Origin of the sequence: Campylobacter sp. CNRCH_2014_2849 (genome assembly GCF_025772845.1) — a bacterium.
Taxonomy (GTDB): Bacteria; Campylobacterota; Campylobacteria; order Campylobacterales; family Campylobacteraceae; genus Campylobacter_D; species Campylobacter_D lari_D.
The window spans coordinates 84550-98662 of sequence record NZ_JAKMSW010000004.1 but is presented as its reverse complement, the minus strand read 5'-3'; the positions used below and the strand labels follow the sequence as shown (position 1 = coordinate 98662).

Here is a 14113-nt window from a genome sequence, read left to right as displayed (position 1 = left end):
TTGTTTATTTTAGCAAATCTTTGATGTTTTGTTTGATTGTTTTTGGATCATTTTCATAGGTAGTTAAAAGTTCTTGAATAAGTTTTAAAAAATCACTAAAATCATCAGGATTTTCTTTTTTAAATTTAAGTACTCTATCTAGGATGATAAAAGCAGCTTCTGTTTTGTCATTTTCTTTTTCATAAAGCTCTTTTAGCTCTAAAGCAAACTTAGTGTAAGTATAAGCTTGCTTTGGCTTTGAGATGATATCAAAGATGTTTGATTTATAGCTAAAAAGCAATGAAAAAAGTTGAGGTAGTTTGTTTAGCATGGTGTGACTTTCTTTGAAAATATTAAACTTGTAAATTTAAGTGCTAGTCTAAATATTTAGACTAGCAAAATTGTTATTTTTTTGAACTTTTTGAAGAGTTAAATATTTTCTTGAAAACATTTATGACTTCTTGAAATTGCTCACTTTTTGTAAAATCAATAAAATCTTTTGCTATTTCTACGCCTTTTACAGCATATTCTTTGAGCGTTTCTATAAAAGAATTTCCTATTTTTTCATTGTAGTTTTCAATGTTATCATTGTCTTGAAAATTTGTTTCATTTTGTGATTTATATTTTAAATAAACAAATCTTTTCTCTGTAGGTGTTTTATCAATGATATATGCTAGCAATTTTTTAAGATTGTATGATTTTTGTTTTTTCTTTGTTTTATCGGTATATCCTGCTGCATAGTATATTATATCAACATCTACTTTAGTTTCATCATAAATTCTTTTTTTAATGATTTCTACATCTTCGTTTAGTTTTTCTATTAGTTCTATGCTAGGTTGATTTTTTTCATAATCAAAAGAATTTGGTATATCTGAAGCTTTATCACATTTATTAATAGCAATCAATATTCTTTTTTTGTCTTTTAATGTAGGCATAATGGTATCTTTAATTAGATTATAAAAAGTACCTAAATCTCTAAGATTTGCACCGTTTAAAGTGATTAAAACAAGATCAATTTCTTCATCGCCCTTTTTTTTCAATAATTCTTCGATTTGATTTTTATATATTTTATCGTTTTCTTCACTATCTCCAAAACCAGGCGAATCATAGATTGTTAAATTGTCTAGTTTAAAATCTTTAACTTCTTTAGTTTCTGGCTTAGCTGTTGTTCCGATTTCTATATCAAGTTCTTTTCCCTCATATTCAAATAGTGCTTTTATAGTAGAGCTTTTACCAGCACCAGTGGGACCAGCTATTAAAATGTTTAATTTTTGATCAAATAGCTCATTAATACTATATTTTTTACCATCTTGTATTTTTTCTTTTAGCTGTTTTTTTTCTCTTTGCTTTTTTTCTAATTCTTGTTTTTCTAAAAGATAATGTTGTCTTAGATGTATTATATGAAATACAGCTGGTATTGTAACTCTAAAGGCTGTTCCGGCTATGTCATTGAGTGTCCAAAGACCAGTTATAGTCATGCCAATAGGACCTAAAAAACTAGCTCCAGCTCTTTGAGTGACAGCACCTGCAGTAAATTTAAGTATAGATTGATTAATTGCTTTTATTAGCATTTGCGAAATACCAAACATTAAAACTAAACTCGAATTCACTTCTGTATATTTTAAAATAACATCTTTAGAGTAATTAGTGATATCTTTTAAGTCCAAAGATTGTGAAAGCTCTTTTAATTCTTCTGGAGATAGTTTTTCAATGGATTTTTTGAAAGTATCTTTTAAAATTTTTTCTTCTATTTCTAAGATTGTATCATCTTTATTAAAATTTATTTTTAATTTTTCAGCAACATCTTGCAGAATTTCTTTATATAAAATACCACTATCTCGGAATTTATTAGCAATAGTATTACCGCCAAATTTTTGCAATTCTTCCATTATGGCTTCTATGTATTTTTCATGTTGTGGATAATGCTTTTTATAAAGTTCATTTTTGGTTAATTCCTCTGTATATCTTGGTTTACCATCATCATCATGGGTAAGAGTTTTTACCAAATCGTTTAAAACTTCATCATTTAATTCTCTTAAAAATTCCAAATCTTTGTCATATTTATATGCCATCTTTTTCCTTTCAATTTTGAATTTATTTTTTATTGTATCTAAGTTTGCTTAAGTTTTATTGCTTTTAATGATCCTTACAAGCACCATTATACCTGCTAAAATTAGCGCATAAGACACCGCTACATTTGTAATTCCGTATTTTTCTATTAAAAATAAACTTGGCAAAATAACACAATATAAAACAAATATAAGTAAAGCCCAAAAAGCTCCGCAGGCAATAGCCCATATAGCAGTAGCTATCATGACTATAATACCAATTACAACCGCCATAAATAATTCCTTTTGTTTTGACTTACAAAAGGAATTATATTTTAGCTTTATGACAGGTTATGTCGTAAATTAGCATTATCTTTTAAAAGCACTTAATATAGTGCTAAATGCCATTTCTAAGGCATTAGCGTTTTTTCTTTGGAGAGGTTCTTTGCATTTTGGGCAAGAAAAAATTTCACCACTAAAAGATATAACATCAGATTTTGGAACTATTACTTTAGAATACCCGCATTTTTTACATACTTTTTTAAATGGCATAGGACGTATCATTAATTTCCTTTTTTTGTTTTGTGAGCTGTTAAAAATTATCCATTTTTTGCTCTTTTATTTCACTTGGATTTGCATTTTCAAAAATCTCTTTTATGCTAGCGCGTGTTTGCTCGTATTTTTCTTTAAGCTCGGGATTATTTTCTATGGTTTCTTTTCCGCCAAATAAATCTGCAACAACCAAAGGCTCGTTGAAAAATTTATCATCCACCGCATCAACTACATTATAAACTTTTTCAGCAGCTTGTCCAAGCATTTCACATGCTATGTCTTTTGGATCATCAGTCCAGTATGCATTTTCTTCTTTGGTTTTGTCATACCATTTTTTTAATCCATATCCAGTTGCAGCTAAAGCAACTCCACCTAAAATAAAACCTAATTTTCCCATAAATAACTCCTTTTGTTTTGATTTACAAAAGGAATTATATTTTAGCTTTATGACAGGTTGTGTCGTTTTTTAAAATTAAGCAGTTGGTAACTCTTGATTTAATTCCCCAATGCGATTTTTCATATCTAGCAACTTAGCGTTAAGCTCCTCTGTGTTTAATTTTTCAGATAATTTACTATTGATAATCGGATTATAAATATCATTAACTTGTTCAGTTATTGCTTTTGTAAAATTATCTTTAATATGAAGAATTATATTTTTTATTTCATTGATAATATGCATTTGTTTTGCTTTATTTTTTTCATTTTGAGATTCTGTTTCATTGTCTGAAAAAACAGTTGATAGTATAGTATTTAAAACTGCAACACATTTTAGAGCTAATTTTGCATAAGGATGTGGAATCGCTATAAGTGCAAGCTCCAATCCACTTAACCATTTTTTTGCATCATTTTTTAAGAAATCTGTTATACCAGCATCTTCATCAGAGTTGGAGGTATTAAATTTAATTTCACCGCATTTACTTAATTTATCAAAAGTATAGTTGATATTTTCAATATTTTTTTTGAGATTTTCAACTTTTTCTTTCATGGTATTTTCTAATTTTTGTTTTATTTCATCTACGCTTTGTTTTATCACATCTTCAAGCAAAGATATATTGCCTTCACTTTTATCATATAACTCATTTTCTAATTTAGAACATTTTTCATTGACAATGCCTAGTAATTCATGTTTTACTACCTCTTTTTCGCGTTGAGTGTTGCTGATGAAATTTTCTATAATTTTTATAGATTTATCATCTAACTTTTTATCTATAGATATATTAACATCATCTATAAAATCATTAATATTTTTATTACATAATTGTATTATTTCTTTTTCGCCACTGCTATAGAATAAATCTTTGATCTTGTTTTCAAGTTCATAAAATCCACTATTTTCATATAAAAGATTTTTATTTTCAGATTTACCTTTAAAAGCACTTAATGCATTAACCGAATAAACGGATATTTTTTCTTTAGCATCTTCTTTATCAAAGCCAAATTTTTCAAGATTTAAGTAAATTACTTCGCGTTGCTTAATATCATCCTCATCACTTACATTTTGTTTTTTATTTAAGATAATAATGGCTGATTTATTATCATCTATGATTTTTTTTATTTTTTCATATAAAAAAGTTTGTTCTACATTTTCATTGCTCATTACAAACAAAATCAATTCGCATTGCTTATAATAATCATCTGCTATTTTTTGATCTTCTTCAGGTGCATTTACTCCTGGAGTATCAAAAATTTCAAAATCATTATATTTATAAGATTGTACTTGTTTTGTTTCTGGAGCATCACCTGTTTTTGCTACTTCTTTACCTACTAGAGCATTTATTAAGGTGCTTTTTCCAGAATTATATACTCCATAAACCATCATTTTTGGTTTAAAATTTTCTATTTTATCTTGCAAAGTATTTTTAAGATGAGTTATTTTTTCTTGATCGCAAATTTGATGATCAACCAGCTCTGATTCTATATTTTGCAAAATAGCAATTTTGCTTTTGTATTGTTCAATTATATTTTTCATTTATTTTCCTTTAGTTTTAATAATTTATTTTCTAGGCTTATAATGTTTATTTTTAATCCTTCTGCTATTTTTTCACAAGGAACTAAAACATCATTGTAAAATGTTTTAATACTCTCATTTGCTACCTCCTCATAGTGTTTTTTTAGCAATTGGATATTTTTTTCTATCAGTTCAGACCTATTGTCACCTGCTTTGATTTTTTTATTTGTTGTTTCTTCTTTGTAGAAATAGTCAAAACTGATGGTATTTATAAATTTTTCAAAAAAGCCTCTCGGTATGGTATATTTGTATGTTTTATATTTTGTTTCTATTTTTGAATCTAAAGCAGGAGCTATGATGTTAAATCGCATAACAAAATCATTTACTAGTTTATTAACTTCAGAGCATATTTGGTTATTTACTTTTTCTGCTATAGTTTTTGCTGTGTTTTTAAATTTTTCCTCTGCATTAAATTCATTAATTTCATTTGCTATAATGTTTAATTCTTCGTGCAATAATAAAGAAATTTCATTATTCAAGTTAGATTGTATAGCTTGCCCTTCTCTCTTTTTTTCTTCGATTAGATTCTTTAAAGCTTGATAGTCATCTTTGGCGTTTGATTTTTCTAAAATAGAATTAATTAAAGAATTTAATCTTTTTTGTGGCACCTCTTCTTTGAGTTTTTGAGCTTTTTTTGTTAGCACTAAAGACATAGAATTGTAAAATTCTTCTATATTACTGTTTTTAAATAATTCTATATTGTTTGTTTTAATCCCTTCTTGTGCTGTAAAAACTGAAATTGACATAATTTTTTCATTTTGTTCTAAATTTGGGATTTTTTCTTTGGTTGTATTTAAAACATATTCTTCTTGTTTTTTTCTATCTTCTTCTTTTTTATTTTCTAATATAGCAACTATTTTTCCATCTACTTCATCTTGTATTGTTTTGTCTGATTTTGTGATGATTAATCTTAAAGCAGAGCCTTTACCAGAATTTACTAATTCATTGATTTGTTCTATTTCATCATTTTGTAAAGGTGCATCAGAGCTAGTTGGAAAGATGATATAATCAGCAGCTTCGATATATTGTTTAGCTAAATTTCCATTTTCTTCCGTTGTAGATAATAATCCTGGAGTGTCTACCCATGCTATACCACCATTTTCATCTTTTCCGCCTAGTTTGAATAATTGTATAGAGCTAGTGCATTCTGTAATATCTGTTTTAAATTCTTGAATTTCTTCTAGTTTTTCACTTTCTCTTTCTTTTCCGGTTTTATCGTAGACTTTAAAATAAGGTTTTTGACTTTCTAAGCAATTGCTAGCTACAAAATTTCCTAAAGTGCTTTTACCGGCCTTTACTTTTCCATAAATAATAACAATGAAATTATTTTCTAATTCATCTCTAAATTTGTCTTCATTAGAAAGTTTTAAAATTTCATTTTCCCAGTTGGATATAGCTAGGTGTATTGAATCTAACTTTTGTTTTAAAAATTCACCAATTTCTTGATTTTTAGTTTCAAGTTGAGCTATATTGATTTTTACACAATTTTCTTTAAATTCTTTTACATAATTTTCTACTTGCTCTCTTTTTTTAAGTAAATTAGTTCCTATTATGCTTAATTTTTCTAAGTCATGATAGAATTGATTTAGTTGTTCTTTCATGAAATTTCCTCTATTTTTGTTTTTAGCTGATTTTGAATTTCTTTTAATTGCTCAATGTCGTTTTCGAGCGAGTATATTTGCTCATCAATATCATTAAGCTCTTGACTTTTTGTAAATACAATAAATGGTTTTGTGGAATTTTTACAAGCGTCTGTATAACTAGAAGTTACTAGCTCTATTTTTTTAGATTTAAAATCTTCTTTGTATGCATTAAGTAAATTATTGTATTGTATTTCAGAATCAGATTGTTCTTTTTCTTCAAAATTATAATCATCATTATCTTTTTCTGTAACACTATCATATATTTTTTTACCAACAAAAGCAGATGCTACTGCGGCTCCTATCCAAAATAATGGCAACATGATATCTCCTTAATTTAAAATTTTTGCTAAGTTTTTATTAGCTTTTTTGATTTCATTGTCAATCGTTGTTTTGAGTTGTTCTCTTTTTGTAGTCCTGTCTTTTAATTCTTTATTTTTTTGAAAAATTAAATTATTTATTTTTGTAAAAATTTCATGATTTTGTAGTTTATTTTTTCTATTTTCATTTACTTTTAAATTGGATTTTAAATCATTAAGTGTTTGATTCAATAACTCTATATTGCTATTTTCTATGAGTAGTTTTTTATTTTCATTATAACCCTTAGTATAGCTTTCAGATGAAATAGGAATTATTTTTATTTTATCAATGGTTTTTTGGTCGATAAAATTTAATAATTGATTTTCCATACTTTCTTTGACTTGTTTAATTTTATCTCTATCTACTCCATCAGATTTTGACAAAATAATGACTAAATTTTTAACAAAATTATCATCATTATTTTCAACTAATTTTTTCAAATACTCAAATTCTTGTTTGTGTAATTCCCCCGTTAAAACACTATGTACAAAAAGATATATGTCAGATTGCAAAAAGCCTTTAGAAGCATTTGCATCATCGTTTTCATCAACATTTAGCCCAGGTGTATCGATAAAAATTACATCTTTATATTCTAAAGATTTAATTTCTTTTGTTTCGACTATATCAGCTACTGAAAAATTATTTTTATCAAAAGAATTTGTTAAGGCATTAAGCAGTGAACTTTTACCACTATTGTATAAACCTATGACGCAAATAGTTGATTTTTTGCTAATTGTTTCTAAGATGGCTAAGAAACTTTTATATTCATTTCTTATATCAAATTTATTTAATATATCATCACTTGGCATTTTTCTCCTTTTATAAAACCAAAATTATACATTCCCCCCCCCCATTGTCAAGATATTTAACTTTGTTAATAAAATTATATTTTAGCTTTACGACAGGTTGCGTCACATAAGAGTTAAATTTCAAAATATAAAAGATATATTTATTAGTTTATTGGTGTAGCAAACAAGTATTGTGATATTACAATACTTGCTTATCGTCTAATCTTTGCTTTTGTATTAAAATTCCTTTTAAAATGCTAAAAGTATCCATGCCTAAGATGAGATTTCTTAACTTTTTAGTTTGCTCTAGCGATGAGGCTTTTTCATGTACAGCTGTGTTTCTTATGTCTTGTAAAGTATTTATATGCTTGCAAAGCTCATAAATGATAAAATTTTTACATTTTATTTCAAGTAAGTCTTGAATTTGTTTATTGATAAGTAAAAACTTCATTGTACCTATATTTGGTTTGTGTTTAAAAAAATCATTTAATGTATAAGCATTTTGTTGCACGCTATAGCTTATGTTTTTTATACTTTCATCTTTTTGGCAAAGTTGCAAAAATATTTTTTTACAAAAATCATAAATTTCATATTCTAAGGTTTTAGAGTATTTAACGATGATAGAAGTAAAATCATACAAAGGATCTTGTTTGTTTTTATCAAATTCCATTTCAGCGTATATTATATTGCTAATGCTATCAGGATGTAAAAGGTGAAAAAGCTCATTTCCAAAGATGTATTTTTTATAAATATCTTGAATTTGCAAATATTCTTGGTTTTTATAAATATCCAAATAATGTTTTGTTTCATCTAAAAAATAATCAATCTCGTTTTTTTGCTTGATGATTAAAGGATATATATAAGAATTTCCATAGATAGCATAAGAGTTGTTTTTATAATTTGGCGTGGTAAAATTTGATAGATAGTGATTTTTAACAGTTGTAAAATCTTCACGAACTAATTCTCTTAAATCTTCTATGATGAAATAACACTCGATGTTAAAATTCTTTTCTTTATAATAACTTGGCAATAAACTCTCATCATCTAAACTTTTACTTACCTTTGTGACCTTTGCTACAAATAAATTCGCATAATCACTTAAAAAAAGTTGCAAAGGATTATCTTTGCTAGTGCTAGTATAAATTTCATCTAAGTCTTTTTCAAAAGAATTGTTTTGATCGTTGATTTTTGATTTTACTTTGGCAAAAGCAACTTGACCTTTATCAAGCAGAATATGCAAATGCTCTTTGATGACACCATCTTGGTAGTAAGGATTATAAAGGATTAAAAGATTGTTCATAGTTTTCCTTGAAAATGTTTGATTTTGATATTTTACTTAATTTTTTAAAAAAATTCTTAAGAAATGAATTTAATTTTTCTAAAGCATAGTTATAGTAAAATGATAGCTTTCTTTTATGAAAAAATTTATCCAAAGGATACACATGCCAAAAATGAAAAGCGTTAAAAGTGCTGTTAAACGCTTCAAAGTAGGTAAAAATAAAATCAAAAGAGGTGCTGCTTATAGAAGCCACATTTTGACTAAAAAACCTGCTAAAAGAATGCGTGATCTTCGCACTTCTAAGTATGTTCACTCAACCAATGTTAAAGCGGTTGAAAAAATGTTAGGAATTTAAGCTCGCTTAAATTTAGTTTTTGACGAAAGTCATTCAAACTCCCCTTATTTTAAAGGGCAAGATTCGTTTAACGAACGCCAATTTGTGAAAGGATAAATATGGCAAGAGTAAAAACAGGTGTTGTAAGACGCCGCAGACATAAAAAAGTTTTAAAACTTGCGCGTGGTTTTTATAGTGGTCGCCGCAAACACTTTAGAAAAGCTAAAGAACAATTAGAAAGAAGTTTGGTTTATGCGTATCGTGATAGACGCCGCAAAAAACGCGATTTCCGTCGTCTTTGGATAGTGCGTATCAATGCAGCTTGCAGACTAAATGATATTAGTTATTCAAGATTTATAAATGGTCTTAAAAAAGCAGGCATTGAGCTTGATAGAAAAATCTTAGCTGATTTAGCGATGAATGACGCAGCTGCTTTTGCAAAAATTGCAGATGCTGCTAAAAAAGCACTTTAATCTTATTGCAAGGCTTTTTAGCCTTGCTTTTCTCTTTACTCTCTTTTTAAATTCTCTTTTTGCAAAAGATATTTTGCTTTTTAAAGTTTATGATGAAAAAGCATTTAAAGATGTAAATTTAAGCCATTATCTCATGAGTGAAAAACTCGATGGTATAAGAGGTCTTTGGAATGGTAAGTCTATGCAAACAAGAGCAGGAAATACTATAAAACTTCCTTTATTTTTCACAAAAAACTTTCCTAAATTTGAGTTAGATGGAGAACTTTGGATAAAAAGAGCTTCTTTTGAAGAAATTTCATCTTTAATACGCCAAGAAAACCCTGATGAAAAACTTTGGCAAAAAGTAAGTTATAATGTCTTTGATGTGCCAAATGCTTGTGAGGAATTTAAGCTTGATCCTTGTACTTTAGAAGCAAGATTAGAAGTTTTGAAAAAGTATTTAGCTAAAAATCCAAATGATTATATAAAAATTATTCCACAAGTTTCCATTAAAGATAAAAATCATTTAAAGCAATTTTACCAAGATATCATTTTGCATAAGGGCGAGGGTATAATCATAAGATTAAACAATGCACCTTATGAAAAGAAAAGATCAAATAATGCTTTTAAACTAAAACCTTTTGATGATACAGAATGTGTTGTAAAAAAGCATTTTGAAGGTAAGGGAAAATTTGAAGGTAAAATGGGATCTTTACTTTGTGAAGCAGTGATTGAGGGTAAAAAAGTGAGTTTTAAAATAGGTTCAGGTTTTAAAGAAAGCGATCGCTTAAATCCTCCGCCAATTGGTGCTATAATTACTTTTAAATACAATGGTTTAACCAAAAATGGTAAACCAAAATTTGCTAGTTTTTTAAGAACGAGGGAAGTTTTTTAAAGCATTAATTCCTAAAAATATAGCAAAAGCAACACATGAGATCATAATGATACTAGCACCACTTGAGATATTAAAATAATAACTTACCATCAAACCACTTAAGCAAAAACATAAACTCAAAATACTTGAATAAATCATCATCCAACCAAGTTTTTTACTAATACCTTCTGCTATAAAGCTTGGTATGCTTAATAAAGCCATGGCTAAAATTAATCCCACAAGTCTAATGCCAATAACTACGCACAAGCTTATCATAAAAATCAAAAGATAATAAAATAAATTAGTGTTAATCCCTCTAGTTTGAGCAAATTCGCTATCAAAGCTTATGATTTCAAATTGTCTATAAAAGCATAATAAAATAATGATAAAAATGATATCTGCACCAAGCATAAGCCAAATGTCTTCATTAGAAACGGTTAATATATTGCCAAATAAATATGCCATTAAGTCGTTATTGTATTTTGGGCTTAAGTCTATAAGTATGATTCCTATAGCCATACCAAACGCCCATATGACAGCTATAATGCTATCGCTTCTGTTTGGATAGTGTTTGCTTAAATAAGCCACTATAAAGGCTAAAATCAAAGTAAATAAACTTGTGCTAAGTAAAACGGGTAAAGAAAAGTAAAATGCTACTCCAATGCCACCAAATGCCCCATGTGTAATGCCACCAGCCATAGACATAAGCCTATTTACCATTACCAAACTTCCTATACAACCACATGCAATGCTTACTAGCACACAAGAAAATAAAGCATTTTGAAAAAAGTTAAAATTTAAAATTTCAAGCATTACATTCCTTACATAGGCAAGAATTTAAACTCATTTCAACATCGCAAAAATGAGAATGGTTTTGGTATAAGTGTTTTATATAGTTGATTTTATTTGGATCTTTAATGTTTTTGTGTATAAAAATTTCTTTGTTTAAATATGCGATTTTATCGCTATATGCTAAAGTTATGTTAATGTCGTGACTAATGCATATAATACCTATGCCATTTTGATGAAGTTGTTTTAAAAGCTCAAAAATTTGTATAGCATTTTTAGTATCTACACTTGCTGTAGGTTCATCTAATATAAGCAATTTACACTCTCCTACTAAAGCTCTTGCTATGAGCACTCTTTGTCTTTGGCCGCCGCTTAAAGAATGGATAGTTTTATCCCAAAAATCTTGCATAGATACTTTTTTTAGAGCATCTAGAGCTAACTCTTTGTCTTTTTTGGTGTAAAAACCAAAAGTTTTATGATTTATCCTTCCCATAAGCACGACTTCTAAGACTCTAGTTGGAAAATTGGTATTAGTTAGAGTGTTTTGTGGGACATAGCCTATTTGACTTAAATTTATATTTTTAAATTCAATTATATTTTTACTTTTTAAAAGTCCAAATATGAGTTTTATAAGGGTTGATTTTCCACCACCATTTGGTCCTATGATAGATAAAAAATCATTATTATCATAGCTTAGATTGATATTTTTTAACACAAGTTCTTCATTATAAGAAAAATTTAAATTAGATATTCGAAATAATTCCACTAAAATACACCTTCTTTGGTATTGATGAATAAAAATAATCCAAATGATATCATAAATATCAAAGCTAGATACTCTAGTAAGGTTCTTATTTTTATAGTTTTGACATTTTGGTGAATTTTATTTGCCCCTATAGCAAATAAAAATAATACAAAACACATTCCCAATGTCACAAACACAGCAGAGCTTAAAGCATAAAAAAAGTTGAATTTATACGCAAAAATAAAAAGTAATATAACACCAGGACAAGGCACCAAAGAAGCTCCTAGTATGACTACCCATTCACTTGTTTTATGTGAGTGGCAAGAGCATGAGCAAGAGTTTTTATGAAGTATTTTTTTGCTTAGCATAAAAAGAGCTATAAAAACTATAAGTAAACTTGTAAATTTTGTAAGAATAAATCCAGCCATATTGATATCTTTGAGTAATTTCTCAAGGATAATTATACCAATGCTTACAAGTAAAAATGCACTCATTATATGCACTATGCCTATTTTTAATACAAAATAAAATATTTTAGAAAATGAGCTTTTGTGTGTTAAAAAATACGAACTTGTAAGCATTTTAGAATGACCTGGTGCACTAGCATGAAAAACGCCATACCCAAAAGATATGATTAATAATATTAAAAATGTTTGTATATTAAATTCTTGTTGAAGAAGTTGCTTGATATACAATAAAATATTTTCGTTAAAAATTTGCAATTTATTTAAAAGATCATCTATAAAATTTGGACTTTGCTTGATTTGAATTTCTGCAAAGGTTATATTTGGTGTTTTGCCTTTTTGTGCTTGTAAAAATATGAGATTTAAATTGGGATTTGCACTTAGATAATAGTTTGAATTCAAAGTGATAAAATCTTGCGGTATAAATTTAAAACTAAAAAATCCTTCCTTATCTTCAAATCTTATGCTAAATGTGTTATTTTCTTTTATAGGGATGTTAAGATTTACTTCAAAAGTGAAAAATAGTTTCGTTTTATCTAAGATTAATTTGGCATTTAAAAATTTTTCTATGTAAATTTTTTCATCTAAATTGTAAAATTGAAATTGCATTAAAAATTGTCTTGGCTCTATATAATCTAAAAGAGTATATTTAATATCAGTAAGTTCGTCTTTGTCTAAAGTATTATTATAATTTATATCATAGTTTTGAAGCAGTATTTTTATAAAATCTTGCGAAAATTCCCAAGTTACATAAATTTTATTGATGTTATCATCAGTTGCGTTAAAGTCTAATTTTACATTTGCCGTTGGAGTATAAGCTGCACACAAAGCACAGCTTAATACTTTTTGAAAGCATATAAAAGCTAGTATTAAAATGATTTTCATTCTAAAGCCATTTTTAATGCTTGTATGGTTTTTAAAAGTTCTTTATCCCAATCTTTAGCCAAATGATCGATAAAAACAATTTTTGCGTTTAATTCTTTAGATAATACTTTAGCCGAATTTTCACTAAAACCAGGTTGGACAAAAATAACCTTTATGTTTTTTTCTTTGGCTATTTTTATTAGTTTTTGCAAATCTTGAATTTTTGGCTCTTTTCCATCAATTTCCACAGGAATTTGGATGAGGTTGTATCTTTTTGCAAGATAATTCCAACTAGGATGATAGACTATAAATTCTCGGTGTTTGATATCTTGTAAATTTGTTTTGATTACTGAATTTAAGTCATCCAATTCTTTAAGAAAATTTTCTAAATTTTTTGCATAAAAGTCTTTATTTTGTGGAAAAGTTTGACTTAAAGCTTTATAGATATTTTGTGCTTGTATTTTTACTAAAACAGGATCTAGCCAAGTATGAGGATCGTTTTTACCATGCTCATGTTCATCGTGGTCATGTTCATCAGTCTCATCATTTTCTAGTAATGATATGCCATCATTAATATTAACAATTTTGACATTTTTGAGTGTGTTTTTAAATTTGTTTTCTAGGATTTTTTCAAGTTCTAAATCGGCAAGAAAATAAATTTTGCTTTTTTCAAGATTTTTAATCATCATAGGTTTAAATTCTACATTATGTTCATTAGAATTAGGTGAAATCAAGATATTAATTTCAACACTATCTTTAGCAATCTTTTCTACAAAAAATGCTTGAGGTGGTATGCTAACACTCACAATAGGTTTTGAAAAAGCAAGTGCGCATGATAATAACAATAACAATATTTTTAACATTATTTCCTCCTGATTATCTAAAATTTATGTAATTATATATAATGCAACTTAGTTGCAACTTAAAAATTAAGTTG

17 protein-coding genes are annotated in these 14113 nt (G+C 27.3%); 3 read left to right on the top strand and 14 right to left on the bottom strand.

The annotated features are described in order from the left end of the window. Window positions 1-4 precede the first annotated feature (4 nt). From L8X33_RS03980 to L8X33_RS03935, 10 genes are all read right to left on the bottom strand, one after another. Window positions 5-310, bottom strand: a complete 306-nt coding sequence (locus L8X33_RS03980) for a hypothetical protein (protein ID WP_263666479.1) — start codon at window positions 308-310, stop codon at window positions 5-7. 73 nt (window positions 311-383) lie between these two features. Beyond that, complete coding sequence (locus L8X33_RS03975; RefSeq protein ID WP_263670010.1) at window positions 384-2051, bottom strand: DUF3944 domain-containing protein; 1668 nt, start codon at window positions 2049-2051, stop codon at window positions 384-386. Between the two features lie 48 nt (window positions 2052-2099). Further along, window positions 2100-2321 (bottom strand): hypothetical protein, encoded by a 222-nt coding sequence (locus tag L8X33_RS03970; RefSeq protein WP_263670008.1) that lies wholly within the window; start codon window positions 2319-2321, stop codon window positions 2100-2102. 75 nt (window positions 2322-2396) lie between these two features. Further along, window positions 2397-2591: a hypothetical protein gene (locus L8X33_RS03965; protein WP_263666476.1), complete on the bottom strand. Its 195-nt coding sequence runs from the start codon at window positions 2589-2591 to the stop codon at window positions 2397-2399. A gap of 28 nt (window positions 2592-2619) precedes the next feature. After that, window positions 2620-2976: a hypothetical protein gene (locus tag L8X33_RS03960; RefSeq protein WP_263666475.1), complete on the bottom strand. Its 357-nt coding sequence runs from the start codon at window positions 2974-2976 to the stop codon at window positions 2620-2622. Between the two features lie 75 nt (window positions 2977-3051). After that, window positions 3052-4548 carry a GTPase gene (locus L8X33_RS03955; RefSeq protein ID WP_263670007.1) on the bottom strand — a complete coding sequence of 499 codons (1497 nt, stop codon included), beginning with the start codon at window positions 4546-4548 and terminating at the stop codon, window positions 3052-3054. Next, window positions 4545-6188, bottom strand: a complete 1644-nt coding sequence (locus tag L8X33_RS03950; protein WP_214099292.1) for a dynamin family protein — start codon at window positions 6186-6188, stop codon at window positions 4545-4547. The genes L8X33_RS03955 and L8X33_RS03950 overlap by 4 nt, the downstream gene beginning before the upstream one ends. Then, complete coding sequence (locus tag L8X33_RS03945; RefSeq protein WP_214099293.1) at window positions 6185-6550, bottom strand: hypothetical protein; 366 nt, start codon at window positions 6548-6550, stop codon at window positions 6185-6187. Before L8X33_RS03945 ends, L8X33_RS03950 begins: the two co-directional genes overlap by 4 nt. Before the next feature lie 9 nt (window positions 6551-6559). Continuing rightward, a complete protein-coding gene (locus L8X33_RS03940) occupies window positions 6560-7396 on the bottom strand; it encodes a GTPase (RefSeq protein ID WP_263670005.1) in 837 nt (278 codons plus the stop codon). 178 nt (window positions 7397-7574) lie between these two features. After that, on the bottom strand, window positions 7575-8675 hold the full coding sequence (locus L8X33_RS03935; protein ID WP_263670004.1) for an HP0729 family protein: 1101 nt from the start codon (window positions 8673-8675) through the stop codon (window positions 7575-7577). Between the two features lie 142 nt (window positions 8676-8817). Between L8X33_RS03935 and rpmI the strand changes: the two genes are divergently transcribed. The 3 genes from rpmI (at window position 8818) to L8X33_RS03920 (ending at window position 10335) form a co-directional block, all read left to right on the top strand. Then, window positions 8818-9009 (top strand): 50S ribosomal protein L35, encoded by a 192-nt coding sequence (gene rpmI / locus L8X33_RS03930; protein WP_039617094.1) that lies wholly within the window; start codon window positions 8818-8820, stop codon window positions 9007-9009. A 98-nt stretch (window positions 9010-9107) separates the two neighbouring features. Continuing rightward, on the top strand, window positions 9108-9461 hold the full coding sequence (gene rplT / locus L8X33_RS03925) for a 50S ribosomal protein L20 (RefSeq protein WP_039617097.1): 354 nt from the start codon (window positions 9108-9110) through the stop codon (window positions 9459-9461). Continuing rightward, window positions 9439-10335 (top strand): DNA ligase, encoded by an 897-nt coding sequence (locus tag L8X33_RS03920; protein ID WP_263670002.1) that lies wholly within the window; start codon window positions 9439-9441, stop codon window positions 10333-10335. Before rplT ends, L8X33_RS03920 begins: the two co-directional genes overlap by 23 nt. Here L8X33_RS03920 and L8X33_RS03915 read toward each other — a convergent pair. From L8X33_RS03915 to L8X33_RS03900, 4 genes are read right to left on the bottom strand one after another with little or no spacing between them, the layout of a single operon-like run. Further along, complete coding sequence (locus L8X33_RS03915) at window positions 10312-11127, bottom strand: metal ABC transporter permease (RefSeq protein ID WP_263659196.1); 816 nt, start codon at window positions 11125-11127, stop codon at window positions 10312-10314. The two genes, L8X33_RS03920 and L8X33_RS03915, sit on opposite strands and share 24 nt — an antisense overlap. Further along, window positions 11120-11869 carry a metal ABC transporter ATP-binding protein gene (locus L8X33_RS03910; RefSeq protein WP_263660398.1) on the bottom strand — a complete coding sequence of 250 codons (750 nt, stop codon included), beginning with the start codon at window positions 11867-11869 and terminating at the stop codon, window positions 11120-11122. The genes L8X33_RS03915 and L8X33_RS03910 overlap by 8 nt, the downstream gene beginning before the upstream one ends. Beyond that, on the bottom strand, window positions 11869-13197 hold the full coding sequence (locus L8X33_RS03905) for a DUF1007 family protein (protein ID WP_263670001.1): 1329 nt from the start codon (window positions 13195-13197) through the stop codon (window positions 11869-11871). The genes L8X33_RS03910 and L8X33_RS03905 overlap by 1 nt, the downstream gene beginning before the upstream one ends. Continuing rightward, the gene (locus tag L8X33_RS03900) at window positions 13194-14039 is read right to left on the bottom strand and encodes a metal ABC transporter solute-binding protein, Zn/Mn family (protein WP_263670000.1); all 846 of its coding nucleotides are present in this window, start codon (window positions 14037-14039) and stop codon (window positions 13194-13196) included. The genes L8X33_RS03905 and L8X33_RS03900 overlap by 4 nt, the downstream gene beginning before the upstream one ends. Between the last annotated feature and the right edge of the window lie 74 nt (window positions 14040-14113).